This window comes from Streptomyces violaceus, from assembly GCF_036014075.1.
GTDB lineage: Bacteria > Actinomycetota > Actinomycetes > Streptomycetales > Streptomycetaceae > Streptomyces > Streptomyces violaceus.
This window is the reverse complement of sequence record NZ_CP107911.1, coordinates 366,699-386,271: the sequence shown is the minus strand read 5'-3', so window position 1 is coordinate 386,271 and position 19,573 is coordinate 366,699. Positions and strand designations below refer to the sequence as shown.

Sequence of the window (19,573 nt, the reverse complement as noted above, 5' to 3'; positions counted from 1 at the left end):
CCGTTGTCGCGTGACAATACTTGCTGGAATCAAGTCGGGGGTCGGCCGGGCCATACGATAAGACCGTTCGTAGCGGCCGGCGGGGGCGAGAATTCCGACAGTTGACGGCAGGTCCGAATGTCGGAGCGAATGCCGCGGGGCGTTCGGGGAGAGGGAGAGCATGGACAAGGCGGGTGCCGCGATCCAGGATCCGAGCGTAGTACCGGGGGAGCCGGAGCTACGGCGGTTGCTGGCCGGGCTGACGGCGGTACGCGACGGCGACTTCGGCACCCGGCTGCCCGAAGAGGCCGGCGGCCTGCTCGGTGAGATCGCGTCCGTGTTCAACGGCATGGTCGACCAGTTGTCGCTGTTCACCTCCGAGGTGACCCGTGTGGCACGCGAGGTCGGTACCGAGGGCACGCTGGGCGGTCAGGCTCAGGTACCCGGCGTTTCCGGAACCTGGGCCGACCTGACCGACTCGGTCAATGCCATGGCCGGCAACCTGACCACCCAGGTGCGTGACATCGCCCAGGTGGCCACCGCGGTCGCCAAGGGGGACCTGTCGCAGAAGATCGACGTCGACGCGCGCGGCGAGATCCTGGAGTTGAAGAACACCATCAACACGATGGTCGATCAGCTCTCGGCGTTCGCTGATGAGGTCACGCGTGTGGCGCGGGAGGTGGGTACCGAGGGCCGGCTCGGCGGGCAGGCCGATGTCAAGGGTGTGCGGGGCACTTGGCGGGATCTGACCGACTCGGTGAACTTCATGGCGGGGAACCTGACCGGTCAGGTGCGCTCCATCGCCCAGGTGGCCACCGCGGTCGCCAGGGGGGATCTGTCGCAGAAGATCACCGTCGATGCCCGGGGCGAGATCCTGGAGTTGAAGAACACCATCAACACGATGGTCGATCAGCTCTCGGCGTTCGCTGATGAGGTCACGCGTGTGGCGCGGGAGGTGGGTACCGAGGGCCGGCTCGGCGGGCAGGCCGATGTCAAGGGTGTGCGGGGCACCTGGCGGGATCTGACCGACTCGGTGAACTTCATGGCGGACAACCTGACCGCCCAGGTCCGCTCCATCGCCGAGGTGACCACGGCCGTGGCGCAGGGCGATCTGTCGCAGAAGATCCGCGTGGACGCGCGGGGCGAGATCCTGAAGTTGAAGGAGACCATCAACACGATGGTCGACCAACTGTCGTCCTTCGCCGACGAGGTCACCAGGGTGTCCCGTGAGGTGGGCACCGAGGGCAACCTCGGCGGCCAGGCCACCGTGCGCGGAGTGTCGGGCACCTGGAAGGACCTCACCGACAACGTCAACGTGATGGCCTCCAACCTGACCGGGCAGGTCCGCTCCATCGCCCAGGTGGCCACTGCCGTGGCCCGCGGCGACCTGTCACAGAAGATCACCGTGGAGGCCAAGGGCGAGGTCGCCGCACTGGCGGGGACGATCAACACCATGGTCGACACCCTGTCCGCCTTCGCGGACGAGGTGACCCGCGTGGCCCGGGAGGTCGGCACCGAGGGACGCCTCGGAGGCCAGGCCCATGTGCCCAACGTCGCCGGGACGTGGAAGGACCTCACCGACAACGTCAACTCGATGGCGAACAATCTGACCGGGCAGGTCCGCAACATCGCGCTGGTGACCACGGCCGTCGCCAACGGCGACCTGTCCAAGAAGATCGACGTCGACGCGCGCGGCGAGATCCTGGAACTCAAGACCACGATCAACACGATGGTCGACCAACTGTCGTCGTTCGCCGCCGAGGTCACCCGCGTGGCGCGGGAAGTGGGCAGCGAGGGCCGGCTCGGCGGCCAGGCCGAGGTCGAGGGTGTCTCGGGTACCTGGAAGCGGCTCACCGAGAACGTGAACGAGCTGGCCGGCAACCTGACCCGGCAGGTGCGGGCGATCGCCGAAGTGGCCAGTGCCGTCGCCGAGGGCGACCTCACCCGGTCGATCACGGTGGACGCCTCCGGCGAGGTGGCCGAGCTCAAGGACAACATCAACGCGATGGTGGAGTCCCTGCGGGACACGACGCAGGCGAACCAGGAACAGGACTGGCTGAAGTCCAACCTCGCCCGGGTGTCCTCCCTCATGCAGGGGCACCGGGACCTGGACGTCGTCGCCGAACTCATCATGGACGAGCTGACGCCGCTGGTCTCCGCGCAGTACGGGGCGTTCTACCTGGCCGAGGAGACCGGTACCGGCGTGGAGCTGCGGCTCATCGGCTCCTACGGCTATCCCGCCGACAGCGACCGCCTCGAGCGCATCCCCCTCGGGCACACCCTGATCGGCCAGGCGGCACGCAGCCGCCGCACCATCACCGTGGACGAGCTCCCGGCCGACTACGTGGCCATCTCGTCCGGCCTCGGCAGGACGACTCCGACCTCGTTGACGGTGCTGCCCATCACCGTCGAGGAACAGGTGCTCGGCGTCATCGAGCTGGCCTCGGTCACCCGGTTCACCCAGATCCACCAGGACTTCCTGGGGCAGCTGAGGGAGACCATCGGCGTCAACGTCAACACCATTCTCGCCAACGCCCGCACCGACGAACTGCTCGGCGAGTCCCAACGGCTGGCCGAGGAACTGCGCGTCCGTTCCGACGAGTTGCAGGTCCGCCAGGGCGAGCTGCAGCGGTCCAACGCGGAGCTGGAGGAGAAGGCCACCCTGCTGGCCACGCAGAACCGGGACATCGAGGCGAAGAACCTGCAGATCGAACAGGCCCGCCAGGAGCTGGAGGACCGGGCCAAGCAACTGTCGCTGGCCTCGAAGTACAAGTCGGAGTTCCTGGCCAACATGAGCCACGAATTGCGCACCCCGCTCAACAGCCTCCTCATCCTCGCCCAGTTGCTCGCCCAGAACCCCTCCCGGAACCTGACGCCGAAGCAGGTGGAGTACGCGGGCATCATCCACTCCGCCGGCTCCGACCTGCTGCAGCTCATCAACGACATCCTCGACCTGTCGAAGGTCGAGGCGGGGAAGATGGACATCGCCCCTGAACGCGTGCCGCTGCGCCGCCTCCTGGACTACGTCGAGGCCACGTTCCGGCCGATGACCACCCAGAAGGGCCTGACCTTCGCCATCGCCAGGGCTCCGGGCGCCCCCGCCGACCTGGTGACGGACGACGCGCGGTTGCGCCAGGTGCTGCGCAATCTGCTGTCCAACGCGGTGAAGTTCACCGAGCGAGGCGGCGTCGAGCTGCGCATCGAGCCGGCGGCCGACGACGATGTACCCGAGATCGTGCACCGTGGCGGCCCCGTGGTGGCCTTCCGCGTCGAGGACACCGGCATCGGCATCCCCGATCAGCAGCTGGAAACCATCTTCGGCGCCTTCCAGCAGGCGGACGGCACCATGAGCCGCAAGTACGGGGGCACCGGTCTGGGCCTGTCCATCACCCGGGAGATCGCCCACCTGCTGGGGGGCGCGGTGACCGTGGAAAGCAACCCGGGGCAGGGCAGCACGTTCACGCTCTACCTTCCGGTGGCGCGCGCCGACTTCGAGGACTCCGCCGCACCGCGGCTGGAGGGGACGCAGGACGACGACAGCGCCGTCGGGCCGGCCGAGGGCCAGAACCCGGCTACGGCTCCCGCACTCCCGGTACCGCACACGCGGCGGCTGCTGATCGTCGAGGAGCGCGTGCGCGGGCTGCTCTCCGTGGTCGCCGAGAGTGCAGTCGCCGATCTGGACCACAGCCGCGCCGCGCGGGATCAGCATGACGCCGTGGAGATCGTCACCGCCATGGACGCCCAGGAGGCGGCCTCCGCCCTGGCCGCCGGGCCGTGCCACTGCGTCGTCCTCAGCATGGATCTGCCCGACGGCGAGGGCCCGCGGCTGCTCGAGGCCGTGGACGGTGACACCGCCCTGGCCACCGTTCCGGTCCTCGTCCACAACAACCACCGGCCGAGCGCGGCTCAGGAGGCCGCCCTGCAGGCCCGGGCGGACAACCGCCCCCTGGAGGTTCTGTCGAGCCTGGACGAGTTGAAGGAACGGATCACCCTGCACCTGTCGGCCGAGCAACCCGGGGACGTGGTGCCGCTCGTGCGGATGGAGGAGAACCTGGGCACGGCGCCGGAGGTCGACATCACCCTGGCGGGACACACGGTGCTCGTCGTCGACGACGACGCCCGCAACCTGTTCGCCCTCAGCGGCATCCTCGAACTGCACGGCCTGCGTGTGCTGCACGCGGAGAACGGCCGCAAGAGCATCGACATCCTCACCGCGCACCCCGAGATCCGTCTCGTGCTGATGGACGTGATGATGCCGGAGATGGACGGGTACGCCGCGACCGCCGAGATCAGGAAGATGCCGGAGTACCGGGGCCTGCCGATCGTCGCGGTCACCGCCAAGGCCATGCCGGGCGACCGGGAGAAGAGCCTGGCGGCCGGCGCCAGTGACTACGTGACGAAGCCCGTCGACGCGAACGACCTCATCGCCTGCGTGCGGCACTGGCTGTCCGCGTGACGCCGAAACCCCCCGACATCACGACGCCTCCCACACGGTGTGCGGGTCAGAAGGAGCAAGCGTCCACGTGAGCAACACTGATCTGTCCGGGGAAGCCTCCCGGGACGATGAACCGCGACGGCACGACGCCGCGGCGGGTCCCTCGGCCGCCGAGTCCGCCGGAGGTGACGGCACACCGGACGCCGAGCCGCTCGACGGACCGCTGGCCTCTCCGGTCGGCCGGCTGGCCGTCACGGTGGAACGGCTGCGCAACGAGGTGCAAGCGGCGCACGCCGCAGCCGATGGACGCGCCCTCATGGACCTCGCCAAGGGCGTGCTCGTCGAGCGTCTGCACTGCGGTCCCGCCGAAGCCGCCCGGCAACTGTCCGAACTTGCCGAACAGTCGGCGATGACCCCTCTCGAGCTGGCCGTCGACATCATCAACCAGGCGGCACGCGACCGCCTGACCGAGGTCGCGGTCGACTTCGCTACGGCGGTCCGCGACACCCCACCCACCATGTCCGCCGCCGTCCGGCTGCGCACGGCGGAAAGCAGTGCCCTGGCCGCCGAGGACACCCAGGCAGTCGCCGAGTCCCTGCTGCAGCACGCGCTGGAACCGCTCGGGGTGACCGGCGTGGCGATCTGGGCGGCCGGCGCCGACGGCTCCCTGACACTCGTCGGCAGCTCCGGGTTTCCCGAGGGTGAGGCAGAGCGCTGGCGCTATGTGCCGCCGGGCGTGGCGACCGTCGCCCGCACCGCGTTGACCGAGCGCAGGCCCGAGTGGATCCGATCCCTGGCAGCCGGGCCTCCGTCCATCGGCCGTACCCACCACCCCGAGGGAGGAAGGGTCGCTGTCCCCACCGGCGTGGGCGGACGGATCCACGGCGTGCTCGAGATCTGCTGGCCGACCCCGTTGGTCGCGCAACCGCCCGCCGTCGTCCGCCAGTTCGAGGCACTCGCGGAACTGTGCGCCCACACCCTGGAGATCCACTCGCCCTCCTCCCTGACGCTCGACGGCCCTCCACCCAGGACCGTCCTGTCGGAACTGACGGACCTGGCCGACTCGCTGTGCGACCCCGCGCTGGTGCTCATCCCCCAAGTGGACGACACCGGACATCTCACCGACTTCCGTGTCCACCACGTCAACCACCGCTTCCGCGACCCCGCGGGGCGCCCCCGCAGCACCGTCGACGGCGCACTGCTCCTGGAGGCGTATCCCCTGGCAGCGGACGAGAGCGGCCTCTTCAGCCACCTGGAACGGGTCTACGCCACGGGCGAGCCGTTCCGGGCCGGTCACATGACACTCACCGCGCTCGTGGACCAGGTGCCGCTGTCCTCCGTCGCCGAGGTCAGCATGACCCGGCACGGCGACAGCGTGCTGCTGATCTGGCGGATCGAGGACGAGATGGCACGCCTCGCCAATCTGCTCGAGCACGCGCAACGCCTCGGCCGGATCGGCGGTTTCGAGGAGAACTTCGTCACGGGCGAGATCACCTGGAACAGTCAGTTGTTCGCCCTCTACGGCAGAGCGGAGTCCGACGGGCCCGCCCCCGTCGAGGACCTGCGTGCCCACGCCCACCCGGACGACGCCGTCGCCATCGGCCGCTTCCTGCGGACCGTACTGCACCACCGCAAGCCGGCGTCGGCGGCCTTCCGCCTGCTGCGTCCGGACGGGGTGACTCGCCACATCCGCGTGGTCGCCGAACCCGCCGTGGACATCGACGACAGCCTGCTCGCCGTGCGTGGCGCGTACCAGGACGTCTCGGCCCAGCACTGGACGGAGGTCGCACTCGCGGCCACCCGCGACCAACTCGCCCACTCCGAACAGCAGTCCGCGGAGCGCAACCGACTGGCCCTGCAACTGCAACAGGCCATCATGCCCTCCACGGCAGCACCCCTGGACGCGCCGGGACTGCGCACGGCCGTGCGCTATCGGCCGGCCGAGACCGATCACCTCGTGGGCGGCGACTGGTACGACGCCGTGGTCCTGCCCTCGAAGCACATCCTGCTGAGCGTCGGGGACGTCGCCGGGCACGGCATCGAGGCGGCCACCAGCATGGTCGTGCTCCGCAACGCCCTGCGCGGCCTGGCCGTCACCGGAGCGGGCCCGGCCCAACTGCTGTCCTGGCTGAACAGCGTTGCCCACCACCTCTCCGACTCGGTGACGGCGACCGCGGTCTGCGCGCTGTACGACCCCTTCCGCCGTGTCCTGCGCTGGGCCCGCGCCGGCCATCTGCCGCCGGTTCTCGTACGGGACGGACAGGCGACGACCCTGCCCCTGCTCAAGGGGCTGCTGCTCGGGGCGGCGTCGGACATCACCTACCAGGAAGCCGAGATGCGGCTGGAGATCGGTGACACCCTGCTGATGTACACCGACGGACTGGTGGAACGCAGGGACCGCTCCATGGAGGAGTCCCTGAAGCACCTCCTGATGACCGCCAGCGCCAAGAAGACCACCCTCGACCAGCGCCTCGACCATCTGCTCACCTACAGCAGATCCGACACGGACGACGACACCTGCATCATCAGCATCGAAGTCATGTAGATCGAAGTCATGCAGGCGGCTTCAGGCCGTCGTGGGTGAGCGGCGTTCCCAGAACGTGTGCCCCGGCCAGCGCTGCTCCTGGCCGTAGGTCTCGGCGTGATGCCGCTCGTAGGCGTCCGTGATCCGATCGAGGAACAGGGTGTAGTCGTCGAGGGCGGCCGTCTCACCGGACAGGCACAGGTCGACGGTCCGGCCGGCGCGGGCTCCGGTGTGCAGGGCGGTGAGGATGCCCTGGGAGGAGAGCGGGTCGAAGGCGAGGGCGGCGTCTCCGGCGGCGATCCATCCGGGGCCCGCCGCCGGGCACAGACGCAGCCCGTGGGCCGCGGTCCAGCGTGGCGCCGGGACATGGGCCGGGTCGTAGCCGTCGAGGCGGGTACGGACGTGGCGGGTGTTCCCGATCGCGCCGAGGAAGCCCTCGGCGGTGCGCAGGGCGGAGTGGGTCAGGTCGGTGTCGGTGAGGTGTGCGACCAGTCGTCCGGCCGGAACCCTGGCCGTGTACCACCAGCCGCCGGGGACCGCCTCGACGAGCGTGCGAAGCTCGGTGTCCTCGGTGCGCCGGCCGGGGAGCCGTCGCCCGAACAACGCGTACACGGCGACGAGCCGGTCCTGCTTGCGGCGTCGGCCCTGCCGGCGGCCGATCACGGCGCGGCGACCGGTGGCGTCCACGACCCAGTCGCAGCGCACCTCTTCGAGCCGGCCGCCTTCGCGGAGCAGTACGCTCCCGTCGCCGGCGCGCGGGGGACGGGGCGGCGGCACGGCCTCCGCCCGGCGCAGTTCGGCGCCTGCGGACTCGGCGGCGCCGCGCAGAAACGCGTCGAACCCGCTCCGGTCCAGGTGCCAGCCGTGCCCGTGCGGGTCGTGGAGGTGGCTGCGGCCGTGGAGGGTCTCCGATCCCCAGGAGGCGTAGGTTCCCACGCATCGCAGGTGAGGCCCCGCGGCGAACTCCTCCCACAGACCCAGATCGTGCAGCAGCGGTCCGGCCGCAGGCAGGAGGGTCTCGCCGATCCGGGACAAGGAGGACCGGAGACCGTCCGTGCCGGGGTCGATGAGCAGGACGCGACGGCCGGCCCGCGCCAGGACCAGCGCCGCGACGGCGCCCGCCGGACCGCCTCCGGCCACGACCACCTCGAACGTCACCGCTCGTCCGGGAAGCGCTCGACCTTCTCGAAGTAACCCGCCATCACCTGCTCTTCGGGTACGTCCGTACGGGCGAGGGCCGCGGCCAGGACGCCGTCGCCCGAGTCCGCCGCTTCCGGCACATGCAGGCACCGCAGATTCCGCAGAGCGGGCGGAGGCTGCTCCGGATGGAAGCTCACCGCGGACTCCACGAACATCGTCGTGGGCAGCTCCGGATCGTCGGCGGCGCCCGTGCGCCGTTCGACGAGGCCGAGTTTGCCGAAGTCCTTGACCATGGCGTTCATCTGCTCGATGCGGTCCGGGGGCAGCCACCTGTCCCACACGGCCCGGCGCTCGAAGGCGGTCCGGCGTTCCTCCGCCGGGCTGCCGGGGTCGATCGCCTTCTCGTAGTCCTGCTCCGTGAGGACGTGGTTGGGGACGCGGGCGGGCCAGAAGGTGGGCAGGTAGGGGTCGTAGCGCGGGCCGTACCCGAGGTAGTAGCCGGAGCGGCAGCGGGCGGTGTCGGTCTGCCAGGGCACCGCCATCCAGCGCGTGAGATCGCCCGGCCCCTGCGCGTACAGCGGACCGCCGGCGCCGAGCGCCGTCTGCGGCGTCAGCACCGCGCCGTAATCGGGCTCGGGCGTTCCGGGATCGCGGTGCCGTACCCGGAACGGTGCCGCGTACAGGGTGCTGTGGCGCATCGGCCAGGACAGTTCGCACCCCGGGTGGAACGCGTCGGCCACACAGAACGACAGGGCCGCGCGGTCGAGCGTGCCCGGCCGCTCTCTCAGCGGCACCGCGTCGAGGGTCTCGGGCGGCACCGCCGAAGGGTCGTGGTCGGCATCGAAGTCCCCTGCGGCCCACCGGGCCAGCGAACGGTACTGCAACGAGGTCAGCGTCAGATGCTGCCGCGCGTAGGCCGGCCGCACGCTCATGGTGTCGCCGTAGAGCGGCGGCCAGGGCACGGGCGAGAGCCCGTCGCGGTCGAGGTCCCGCATCGTGGCCCAGATCTGCTGTCGCAGCTCCGCGTTGCGCGGGCCGGGATCGGCCAGCCTGGCGAGCCGCCCGGGTGCCAGGAAGTGCTCCCGCCCGCCGTGCCCGAACAGCGCGGCGATGCCGCGATTGACCCACTGGAGGTCGCACAGGCGCCGCAGGATCGGCAGGACATCACGGGTGAAGGAGACCTTGTCCGGCGGTGGCAGGGTGCCGGCCGACACGAAGACGTCACGCATCAGGTCGTACATCGTGCGCACGGACTTCAGCTCCGGCGCGAAGTTCGGCGGCGCCACCACCACCCAGGCCGGTTCGACGGGGACGGGACGGCCGTCGACGCGCACCCGCGCGCTCACCGGGCCGTCGGAGACGTCGTCGTGCCAGCCGTCGTTGTTGGCGAAGTGCGTGGCCTGAGCGTGGTCCACCGAGGCCGAGACGCCGTGCCCGCCGAGGAACAGCAGCCGGCCGGCGCCGTCGGTGCGCACCTCACCCAGATGGACGGGCCTGCCGAGGAAACAGCCCGTGTCGAACCGGTACTCGGGCCGGCCCGCACGGTCCCGGCCGCGGACCGAGCGCGGACCGGGGTCGATGACCAGCCGGCCGCGCTCCGCGGGCGGCACCTTGGGGTTGCGCGGCGTGGTGGCGGGCGCGGCCGTGGCTTCGTAAATGTCCAGGGCCAGCTGGAACTGGTACCAGGCGGCCTTCTTGTTGGCCACATGCACGGTCCACCGGATGTCTGCGTTGTCCGCGGTCAGCTCGGCGACCGGTTCCCCGGCGGCGTTGTAGCCGTAGACGCGGAAGCGTGCCGCCTGCCGCTTCAGGGCCCCGCTCGCGTCCTTGTACGAGCCGCTGGGCAGCGGGGGAGGGGCGTCCACCTCCGGCGCGAGGAAGAACTCGTCCGCGCTGTCCCCGACCCGCGCCACTCCGATGGCGGGATGGATCGCGGCCCGCACGATCCGGGTGTCCCGCCCGTGGGGTTCGGTGGAAGGCGGCCGGGCGGGACCCGGTTCCGCGACCGGAACGCCGTTCGCGTCGCGGCGTCGTGCGGCCGACGCCCGGTACACGACCTTGCGGGCGTCGGCCACGCTTCCGACCGGCCGGTGCTCGGCCAGGCAGTGCCAGGGGTTGTAGGCCAGGTTCTCGCCGTAGGCGTCCTGACCGCGCGCCCGGACATCCTGCTGATGCAGGGCCAGTCGCGCCACGCGGACCGGCGGGCTCAGCGACTCCTCCCAGCGCACGGTGGCACGGTCCAGGGGCATCCGGTCCGGGTCCGTGCGGAACTGCACCATCAGGTCGAAGGCGGCCTCGCCCGCGGCCAGCCGGTGCCGCAGATCCCCCCGCATGAAGGAGGGGTCCTCGTCCGGGGGCGCCGCCTGCGGGTCACCGGGCGGGCAGGAGACCGGCGCGAGCACGTACTTCACATGGCGGTCGGCCCCGAACGCGTACGGCAGCACGCCCCAGTACCTTGCCGTCAGCGTGCTCTCCTCGGGCTTGCGCATGGCTTGCAGAATGCTGCGGGTCTCCGGATGCGCGTTCTGGTACGCGACCGGGTCCTGCTGGAACTCGCACATGTCCCGGGCGGTGTCGACGAAGAACACGTCATGGTTCTGCAGAATGAGATCCTGCGTGTCCGTCTGGCCCTCGTCCTCCAGCAGCTTCGGCCCGGGAACGCCGAACAGCTTGATACCCATACCGAGGGTCCGGCGGAAGTCCGGACGGTCCGGCAGGATGTCGCTGGAGAAACGAACCCAGGCCGTCAGACCGCCCTGCTGGTCCCGGGCGGCCTTGAGGAATCCGATACACAGGTCCGGCGGCAGATCGGGGGCGACCGTGAGCACCCCCCGGGCGGTGCCGTGGTACTTGACGAAGACCGGCCGCAGCACCGGGTCCTGGCCCTGGGAGATCCGCTGCCCCATACGTTTGTCCACGAATTCGGCCACGATGCCGGCGATCGGCTCGGCCGCGCAGTCGGCCAGGGGCTGCGAGGAGTTCTGGTGCTGGTCGGCTGTCCCGGTCATGGGCGCGCTCTCCCGCTGGTCTGGCTGATTCGGCGTTCGTTCCCTGCTCATAGGTGGAACAAGACAGCAGAAAATATGCCTAAGTCGCTCGTTCGGCGTAGTGCTCCGGGGGTCGTTCTGGTGACGACCGACCAGACTGCCGACGGCATGACCTGCGCGGCCTGTGACCCGGGTCGAGAAGAAGCTCGGCGGACTGGACGGGGTCACCGCGACCGGAAACACGGCCATCTCGCCGCGCCCGCACAGTGGTTGGCCTCGCCGGGAACTCAAGGGCTCTGCCCCCGACTAATCATGGATTTGTCAGCATCGGCCCGAACGCCGTCAGCGGCCCGTCACGAGGCGTCAGCCTTCCCGCGTCCCCGTCGACCAGGAGGCTGATGACCCCTGGCGGGGACGCACCCGTGCCAGCGTCAGAATGGCGCGATGGACCATCACTTCGTCGGCATCCCAGGGTTGACCGACGTTCCCCGTGTCGCAGTCGTCATCGATGTCATGCGCGCCTTCACGGTGGCTGCCTGGGCCTTCTCGCGTGGCGTCGAGAGGATCGTCCTGGCCTCCACGGAGAGTGAGGCACTCGCCTTGAAGGAGAGCCGCCCGGGCTGGCTGGCTCTGAAGGACGGAGCCCCGGCAGCGGGCTTCGACGCGGTGAACTCACCTGGCCTGCTCAGGTCATGCGATTTCGCCGGTCGCACGCTGGTGCAGAAGACGACGGCGGGAACCGTGGGCGCGCTGGCCGTCGCGAACGCGCCGCTGGTCTTGTGCGCGAGCTTCGTGGTGGCCGGCCCGACCGCGCGGTTCCTGCGGAACAAGGACTCCGGTCCGGTGACGTTCGTTGTCACCGGCGACGGAGGCAAGGCCGACGAGGACCTGGCCTGCGCTGAATACATTGGTCAATGCATGGCCGGAGACGAGGTCGAGGCGGCCCCGTATCTCCACCGAGCGAGGACATCTCGTGCCGCGGCAGATCTCGCCGGCGGGCTGCGGAGCGGATATCACCCGGACGATGTCGATCTCTGCTTGGAAATCGACAGGTTCTCCTTTGCGATGGTGGCTCGTCCGGAAGAGTCTCTGACGGTGCTCCGTCCCGTCGCCGTGCCTGACATCCCGCCACCTGCCCGTGGATCGGGGTGACTCTCGAATCCATCGCCGCACTCGCACCGGCACCACCCGCTCGAAACACCGCCGGGTCCGACTGCCGGCCCGATGTTCAGCCAGGTCTACGAGACGACCGACCGGACGACCGTCCCTCACGTCATCTTGACGACGACCTTGCCGGCCTTCGCGCGCCCTGCTTCGGCGTACTCCAGCGCTTCACGGGTCGACTCGAACGGGAACACGGTGTCCACGACGGGCCGGATCCTGCCGGCCTCGATGAGCGGAGTGAGCTCGCGCAGCTGGTCCCCGCTGGCCTTCATGAACAGGAACGAGTACGTCACGTTGCGGCGCCGGGCGCGTCGCCGGGTCCGGAAACTCAGCGCGGACATCACCAGCCGGATGATCGGATTCGCTCCCAGCTCCCTGGCGAAAGCGGCGTCGGGAGGGCCCGCGACGCTGATGACCTTCCCGCCGGGCTTGAGTACGTCCATGGACTTCTCGAGCGTCTCGCCGCCGAGCGAGTCCAGGACGAGGTCATAGTCGTGCAGTACCGTCTCGAACGCCTGCTTCTTGTAGTCCACGACGACGTCCGCGCCCAGACGCTTCACCAGGTCGACGTTGGCCGTGCTCGTGGTGGTCGCCACGTGCGCCCCAAGCTGCTTCGCCAGCTGGATGGCGATGGTGCCCAGGCCACCGGAACCCGCGTGGATGAGGATCTTCTGGCCCGGCTGGACATCTGCCCGCTCGACCAGGACCTGCCAGGAGGTCAGGGCGACCAGTGGGAGGGACGCGGCCTCCTCCATGGTCAGTGTGGTCGGTTTGACGGCCACGTCGTTCTGGTGCACCGCGATGAGTTCGGCGAAGGTGCCGATCCGGTCCTTGTCGGGCCTCGCGTAGACCTCGTCGCCCACCGCGAACCGCGTGACTGCCGCACCCACTTCGACCACCACTCCGGCCAGGTCGTTGCCCAGGACGAACGGGACCCGGTACGGCAGGATCGTCTTCATCTTCCCGTCCCGGATCATGCGGTCGAGCGGGTTGATGCCAGCGGCCTGGATCCGGACCAGCACGTCGTCCGGGCCCACCTCCGGATCGGGCACGTCGCCGGAACGCACGCCGGATGTGTCGCCGTAGCGCTCCACTGTGAAGGCTCTCATCGTCGTCTCCGTATCTCGTCCGCAAGCGGACCGGGCCAGGTGCCTCGAGTTCATTAAATTACGATCGTAATGCTATGGGGTCGACCGACTGGACGCAAGTGGGTACGTTGCTGCCGGGGCTGCCGGGGCTGCCGGGGCTGCCGGGGCTGCCGGGGCTGCCGTGCTGCGCCGCCCGGGCGCGTCAGATCGCGGTCCTGATGGGTTCATGCTCGACATCCAGCAGGCTGAGGGCGTTGCGGATGCCCTGTTCGAGCAGTTCATCGGCGAGCTGCCCGTCGGCGAGGGCTCGGGAGAGCTGGAGGGTCCCGGCCATCATGGCGTAGACGCTGAGCACCGTGGTGCGGACCGAGAGTGGATCGTCGGGTGCCAGGCGGGCGGCGATGCCGTCGATGACCATCAGCACGCCGTCGGTGTACGCCTGCTTGGTCAGGTCTGTGCAGCGCCGGAGCTCGTCGAGCAGGGCGGCGGAAGGGCAGCCGTCGTCGGAGCTGTCGCGGTGCTGGGTGGACAGGTACCACCGGACGATCTGCTCAAGTCCGGCACGGCCGGGTGCCGCCTGCGTGACGATGGTCGCGTTCTGTGTCCGCAGCTGGTCGGCGATCACGGTGGCGACGAGATCGTCCTTTGACGCGAAGTGGGTGTAGAGGGCGCCATTGGTCAGCCCCGCGTCTTTCATGAGTGCCGAGACGCCCGAGCCGTCGATGCCGTCCCGCTTGAGCCGGCGCCCGGCCGCCTCGATGATCCGCTGCCTGGTTGCCTGCTTGTGCTGTTGCCCGTATCGCACCGCACGCTCCTTCGCTCGCTGGAGGGGGCCCTGGCGAGCCGCCGCCTTTCATGCGTAATATTATGAACGTAATTCAATGACTGTACGCACAGCGCGTGCGGCGGCAACGCGGCCGGTGACGAGAACTCCGGGCCGCGGTCCCGGCGCGTCTTCGGTGTGCCGCACGACCGGACCCCGAGATGTCGCGCACACCCGTCAGCAGGAGAAGGGCATCGTGAACACCTATCTGGCAGACAAGGCCGAGAACCTCGCCGTCGAGGGTTCCTCCGCGAGGTTCACCTACCGGCGGATGGGCCCGCGGGGCGGCGTCCCGCTGGTCCTCCTGAACCGCTTCCGCGGGACCATCGACTGGTGGGACCCGGAGTTCCTGGACTGTCTGGCCGCCGACCACGACGTGATCGTCTTCGACAACGTCGGCGTCGGCTACACCGACGGTGAGCCGCGCGACTCCCTGGAGGGGTTCGCTCAGGGGGCCATCGAGTTCATCGACGCGCTCGGCCTCGCGCAGGCCGACCTGCTCGGCTGGTCCCTGGGGGGCATCGTGGCCCAGCGTGTGGCCGTACGACGGCCCGAGCTGGTGCGCAGGCTCGTCGTGGCGGGCAGTGGCCCGGTCGGCTGGGTGCCCGGCGCTCCGCCCTTCAGTGAGAAGGTCCTGGGCATCATGGCCAAGCCCGATGCCGACCTGGAGGACATGCTCTACCTCTTCTACCCCGACACGGAGGCGGCCCGCGCCGCTGGGCGCGAGCACTTCGACCACGTCTCGACCCGGCTCGCGAACGGCGGCCCCGCGGTCTCCGAGGCGGCGGCCCAGGGAATGCTCACCGCGGCGGCCACGCTCCTGGCGGCCCCCTTCGACCAAGTGGCGGCGGAGCTGGAGGCCATCAAGCATCCCGTCCTGTACGCGAACGGCCTGGACGACGTGATGATCCCCGCCCACAACTCCTACGTCGCGGTCCAGCACCTCGACAACGCCACTCTCGTGCTCTACACCGGCGCCGGCCATGCGTTCCTCTTCCAGTACGCCAAGGCCTTCACCAGGCAGGTGGCCGACTTCCTCGCCGCCTGACGGCCCACGAGCTAGCGACGTCACTTCGTGCTGCTCGCACACTTGCGGGCTCATAGAATTACGGTCATACTGTAATCGTCGACGTGATGCTGAGGGGCCGGACCGCTCAGGGTTCCGGCCCTGCGGCCTTCGAACGTCGCCCCCCTCGCAGACTGCGGCCCCAGCCGGGGCGCAGGTAGCTGCTCTGTGTCCTCCCCTCAATGAAGGAGGGGTCGGCGCCCCGGCTGGAACCCCCACACCGAAGGGCACGACCATGCATGATTCACAGGAAGTACGAGGCGACGTGATGACGTCGTACAAGAACGCGCCGACCCGCACCATCACCGCCGGAGGAGTGACCTTCGCCTACCGAGAGCTCGGTCCTCGGTCCGGTGTCCCGGTGGTCTTCCTCACCCATCTCGCAGCGGTTCTCGACAACTGGGACCCCCGGGTTGTCGACGGCATCGCCGCCAAGCGTCACGTCATCACGTTCGACAACAGAGGCGTCGGCGCTTCCAGCGGCTCGACGCCGCGCACCATCCAGGCGATGGCGAAGGACGCCGTCACCTTCATCCGGGCGCTCGGGGTCGAGCGCGTCGATCTCCACGGCTTCTCGATGGGCGGCATGATCGCCCAGGTGATCGCGCAGACCGATCCGGACCTCGTGCGCAAGCTGATCCTCACCGGTACCGGTCCCGCGGGCGGCGAGGGCATCAAGGACGTGACCCGGCTGTCCCATCTCGACACCGTCCGAGGACTGCTCACCCTTCAGGACCCGAAGCAGTTCCTCTTCTTCACCCGCACCGCCCATGGGCGCCGGGCCGGCAAGGAATTCCTGGCCCGTCTTAAGGAGCGCACCCAGGACCGGGACAAAGCGATCTCCCTCGCGTCGTACGGAGCCCAGCTCAAGGCCATTCACCGCTGGGGCCTGGAGCGGCCCCAGGATCTCTCCGTCATTCACCAGCCTGTGCTCGTCGCGAACGGCGAGAGCGACAGGATGGTTCCGAGTCAGAACTCGGTCGACCTGGCGCGGCGAGTGCCGAACGGCGAGTTGGTGTTCTATCCCGACGCCGGCCACGGCGGCATCTTCCAGTTTCACCGGCAGTTCGTGGAGACGGCTCTCGAGTTCCTCGAACGGCAGTAGGCGTGAAGGGCGGTCGTCACCTGGGCCGAGACCGGCGTGGTGGGCACCTCCGTGGGGCGGCCGTCGGCAGCACCCCTCACCTCATGAACGCGAGGGCGTTCTCGATTCCCTGCTCGAGGACCTCATCGGCGAACTTCCGGTCGGACAGGGCACGGGAAAGCTGCAGTGTCCCCACCATCATGGTGAAGAGCCCGATGGCCTTGGCCCGGGCGGACCCCGGGTCCTCCGGCGTCAGGCGGGCGGAGATCTCCTCCACGATGGCCCGCGCACCGTCGGTGTAGGCCTGCTTGGTCCCCTCTTCGCAGCGGCCGATCTCGTCGAGCAGGGCGGCGGACGGGCAGCCGAGGCCGGGGTGGTCCCGATGTTCGGGGGACAGGTACTCGCGAATGAGGTCCTCGAGTCCCGGCCGACCGGGTCGCAGGGTGCCGTACTTCGTGATCTGTGTGCGCAGTTCGTCGGTCACGACATGGGCGACGAGGTCGTCCTTGGAGGCGAAGTGGGCGTAGAACGCTCCGTTGGTGAGCCCCGCATCCGACATCAGCGTGGAGATGCCCGAGCCGTCGATGCCGTCCTGCTTGAACCGGTGGCCGGCCTTCTCGATGATCCGTTGCCGCGTCACCTGCTTGTGCTCCTTGGTGTAGCGCACCACGAGCTTCCTCCATCCGCTCCGTGAGGCCGTCGCCTCGCACCCAAGCCTAGTCGATGGCCTGACGTACGTAATGCTATGACCGGGAGGGAATGCGGCTGCTGACCGTGGCCTTACGGACTGGGTGCCGATGGCTCACGACCGGAGCCGGGCGCCAGGTCCCAGCCGGGCCGTGACCTCCCCAGGGGTGAGGGCGGAGTGCTCCGCGGAGCACTCGACGACGACGCGGACCGGAGCGTCGCAGTCGGTGTGACGGACGTCCAGTACGGGACCCTCGGGGCCGAGGGTGTGCCTCTCGCCCCACTGACTCAGCGCCATCAGGACAGGCCACAGGTCCCAGCCTTTGCGCGTCAGGCGGTACTCGTTGCGGGAGCGGCTGCCTGGCTCCCGGTAGGGGACGGTCTTCAGGACGCCGGCCGAGATCAGCTTCCGGAGGCGGTCGCTGAGGACGGCCTCCGACAGGCCGATATGGCGGTGGAAGTCGTCGAAGCGGCGGACTCCATTGACGGCGTCACGCAGGATCAGCAACGTCCATTTCTCTCCGACCACGTCAAGCGTGCGCTGGACAGGGCAGTTCTCCGTGCTCGCCTCAAGCCACTCCATCCCGCCATCGTAAGGGTCTGGCTTCGACATTGACAGTCAGATGACGGGGGGTCTAGCTTCATTTGGAAAAGTCAGACGAGGAGGCGCTGGGCTGTGGGGCGAACACGTACGTATCAATGGGAAGACCCCGCGATCCTGGCGGAAGCCGCCGGTCGCATGGCGGGCATCGACTTCCTGCGCGAGCTGCGTGCGGGGCGACTGCCGGGGCCGCCCATCAACTACGCCGTCGACTTCACGCTGGACGAGGTGGAGCCCGGCATGGCGGTCTTCTCCCTGACGCCGGGGGAGGAGCACTACAACCCGATCGGCAGCGTGCACGGCGGCATCTTCGCCACTCTGCTCGACTCGGCGGCGGGTTGCGCCGTCCAGTCCACCCTCCCGCAGGGCATGGCCTACACCTCACTCGACCTGACGGTGAAGTTCCTGCGGCGGATCACCGTGGACACGGGAGTGGTGCGCGCCATCGGCACGGTTGTCAGCAAGGGCCGGCAAACCGCCCTTGCCCAGGCGCAGTTGCTCGACGCGAAGGACCGCCTGCTCGCCCACGCCACCAGTAGCTGCATGCTCTTCCCGGTGCCTCCCCCTCAAGCGTGACGGCTCTGTGCGTGATGCCGGACTCCCTTGATCTCGGTGCAGAACCCCGGAGTGCGAGGTGGAACGGCTGCGGCGTACGTCGGTGGCGGCCCGTGAGTTCATGGGCCGCCGGGCCGCGGTGCGCCGTAGCCGTGCCGGGGCGCCGGAAGGAAATGCGTCCCTCGGGCGCCAGGTGCTTCGTACACCGCGATGAAAAGACCGCGGCGTGACCATCGGGTACCCGTACGGCCGTGATCACTGATGTGGAGTGGGCGACGTTCGTACCGTCGGCGCTGTTGCTGGCGGCCACGCCCGGGGCGAATCAACTACTGGCGCTGCGCAACGGGTTGCGCCACGGCATGACGCGCGCGGTCGGTGCGTCACTGGGCCGTTTCGGGCTGGCTGGCCACGGATAACCACTGAGGTGTCGGATCAGCGGGGACGGTCGCCGGCGATGGCGACCCGTTCGGCGACGCGTCGCCGGGAGCCGTAGTCGTTGACGGCGTAGTGCTGGGTGGCGCGGTTGTCCCAGAAGGCTATGTCACCGGGTTGCCAGCGGAAGCGCACCTGGTACTCCGGGACGTGGGCCTGCTGAAACAGCAGGCGCAGCAGCCGGTCGCTCTCGTCGCGGTCCATACCGGTGATGCGGGTGGTGAACGAGGTGTTGACGAACAGCATGCGCCGTCCGGTGTCGGGATGCGTGCGCACGACGGGGTGCTCCACGGGCGGGAACAGGTCCTGGAAGGGGGCGAGCCGGTCGGGGGCGTAGAAGCGGGCGAAGCCGGGGATGAAGTCGTGCACGGCACGGGCGTCGTCGACGCGGTCCTTCACCCACTGGGGGAGGTTGTCGTAGGCGGCGGCCATGTCCGCCCACATCGTGTCGCCGCCGAACGGCGGCACCTCGCGCAGTTGCAGCACGGCACCGAGTGCGGGGCGCTCACGGAAGGTGACGTCGGCGTGCCAGACGTTCTCGAAGGTCGCGGTGGTGCCGCCGCTCTTGTCGAACCGGACCACGTCCTCGCTCGCACCGGCGGCCAGCAGCGGATTGGTCTCCAGCTCGCCCCAGTTGCGCGCGAAGGACCGCTGCTGGTCGCTGGTGAGGTGCTGGGAACGGAAGAAGAGGACCTTCCACTCCAGCAGGGCGCGGTTCAGCTCATCGCGCAAGTGAGGCGTGAGCGGGCGCGAGAGGTCGACGCCACTGATCTCGGCCCCGATCGTGCTGGCCTGCGGGGCGACGTCGAACAGTTCGTAGGGCCGCTCCTCCCACCCGGCGGGCACCCGGCGCAGAATGCGCGTGCCCTCGTAGATCCCGTCGCCCGGGATGCGTGCTTCGCGAAGAATGGCTGCCGGTGCGGCGGCTGTGGCGGTCATGGAGATGTCTCCTTCGGGCCGGTCCCGATCAGGAAAGGCGTGGACACGGACCTGATCAGGGGGTGCGTG

14 protein-coding genes are annotated in these 19,573 nt (G+C 69.4%); 7 read left to right on the top strand and 7 right to left on the bottom strand.

What is annotated here, in order from left to right; all coding sequences use genetic code 11:
- Positions 1-160 precede the first annotated feature (160 nt).
- Both OG542_RS01775 and OG542_RS01770 read left to right on the top strand, forming a co-directional pair.
- Positions 161-4,435, top strand: coding sequence for a HAMP domain-containing protein (locus tag OG542_RS01775; protein WP_328407558.1), 4,275 nt, complete (start codon positions 161-163; stop codon positions 4,433-4,435).
- 67 nt (positions 4,436-4,502) lie between these two features.
- Positions 4,503-6,959 carry a SpoIIE family protein phosphatase gene (locus OG542_RS01770; protein ID WP_328407556.1) on the top strand — a complete coding sequence of 819 codons (2,457 nt, stop codon included), beginning with the start codon at positions 4,503-4,505 and terminating at the stop codon, positions 6,957-6,959.
- 21 nt (positions 6,960-6,980) lie between these two features.
- Here the strand turns inward: OG542_RS01770 and OG542_RS01765 are convergent, their stop codons facing one another.
- Together OG542_RS01765 and OG542_RS01760 are read right to left on the bottom strand one after the other, a co-directional pair.
- On the bottom strand, positions 6,981-8,096 hold the full coding sequence (locus OG542_RS01765) for an NAD(P)/FAD-dependent oxidoreductase (RefSeq protein ID WP_328407554.1): 1,116 nt from the start codon (positions 8,094-8,096) through the stop codon (positions 6,981-6,983).
- Positions 8,093-11,086 (bottom strand): LodA/GoxA family CTQ-dependent oxidase, encoded by a 2,994-nt coding sequence (locus OG542_RS01760; protein WP_328407552.1) that lies wholly within the window; start codon positions 11,084-11,086, stop codon positions 8,093-8,095. The genes OG542_RS01765 and OG542_RS01760 overlap by 4 nt, the downstream gene beginning before the upstream one ends.
- Positions 11,087-11,509: 423 nt before the next feature.
- Here OG542_RS01760 and OG542_RS01755 point away from each other — a divergent pair, with 423 nt between their 5' ends.
- Positions 11,510-12,217 carry a 2-phosphosulfolactate phosphatase gene (locus tag OG542_RS01755; protein WP_328407550.1) on the top strand — a complete coding sequence of 236 codons (708 nt, stop codon included), beginning with the start codon at positions 11,510-11,512 and terminating at the stop codon, positions 12,215-12,217.
- 116 nt (positions 12,218-12,333) lie between these two features.
- Here the strand turns inward: OG542_RS01755 and OG542_RS01750 are convergent, their stop codons facing one another.
- Together OG542_RS01750 and OG542_RS01745 are read right to left on the bottom strand one after the other, a co-directional pair.
- Positions 12,334-13,338 carry an NADP-dependent oxidoreductase gene (locus tag OG542_RS01750; protein ID WP_328407548.1) on the bottom strand — a complete coding sequence of 335 codons (1,005 nt, stop codon included), beginning with the start codon at positions 13,336-13,338 and terminating at the stop codon, positions 12,334-12,336.
- A 181-nt stretch (positions 13,339-13,519) separates the two neighbouring features.
- Positions 13,520-14,122, bottom strand: a complete 603-nt coding sequence (locus tag OG542_RS01745) for a TetR/AcrR family transcriptional regulator (RefSeq protein WP_328407546.1) — start codon at positions 14,120-14,122, stop codon at positions 13,520-13,522.
- Between the two features lie 214 nt (positions 14,123-14,336).
- Here OG542_RS01745 and OG542_RS01740 point away from each other — a divergent pair, with 214 nt between their 5' ends.
- Both OG542_RS01740 and OG542_RS01735 read left to right on the top strand, forming a co-directional pair.
- Positions 14,337-15,188: an alpha/beta fold hydrolase gene (locus tag OG542_RS01740; protein WP_328407544.1), complete on the top strand. Its 852-nt coding sequence runs from the start codon at positions 14,337-14,339 to the stop codon at positions 15,186-15,188.
- A gap of 253 nt (positions 15,189-15,441) precedes the next feature.
- Entirely contained in the window at positions 15,442-16,311 is an 870-nt protein-coding gene (locus OG542_RS01735; RefSeq protein ID WP_328407542.1) for an alpha/beta fold hydrolase, read from the top strand.
- Positions 16,312-16,387: 76 nt separating this feature from the next.
- Here OG542_RS01735 and OG542_RS01730 read toward each other — a convergent pair whose 3' ends face one another.
- Positions 16,388-16,960: a TetR/AcrR family transcriptional regulator gene (locus OG542_RS01730; protein ID WP_311129478.1), complete on the bottom strand. Its 573-nt coding sequence runs from the start codon at positions 16,958-16,960 to the stop codon at positions 16,388-16,390.
- Between the two features lie 132 nt (positions 16,961-17,092).
- Complete coding sequence (locus OG542_RS01725) at positions 17,093-17,560, bottom strand: winged helix-turn-helix transcriptional regulator (protein WP_328407540.1); 468 nt, start codon at positions 17,558-17,560, stop codon at positions 17,093-17,095.
- A 93-nt stretch (positions 17,561-17,653) separates the two neighbouring features.
- On the opposite strand from OG542_RS01725, the gene OG542_RS01720 reads away from it, so the two are divergent.
- On the top strand, positions 17,654-18,154 hold the full coding sequence (locus OG542_RS01720) for a PaaI family thioesterase (protein ID WP_311129480.1): 501 nt from the start codon (positions 17,654-17,656) through the stop codon (positions 18,152-18,154).
- A 230-nt stretch (positions 18,155-18,384) separates the two neighbouring features.
- Positions 18,385-18,549 carry a hypothetical protein gene (locus tag OG542_RS01715; protein WP_311129481.1) on the top strand — a complete coding sequence of 55 codons (165 nt, stop codon included), beginning with the start codon at positions 18,385-18,387 and terminating at the stop codon, positions 18,547-18,549.
- Positions 18,550-18,565: 16 nt separating this feature from the next.
- On the opposite strand, the gene OG542_RS01710 is transcribed toward OG542_RS01715, so the two are convergent.
- Entirely contained in the window at positions 18,566-19,504 is a 939-nt protein-coding gene (locus OG542_RS01710) for a TauD/TfdA dioxygenase family protein (RefSeq protein WP_328407535.1), read from the bottom strand.
- Positions 19,505-19,573: the final 69 nt, after the last annotated feature.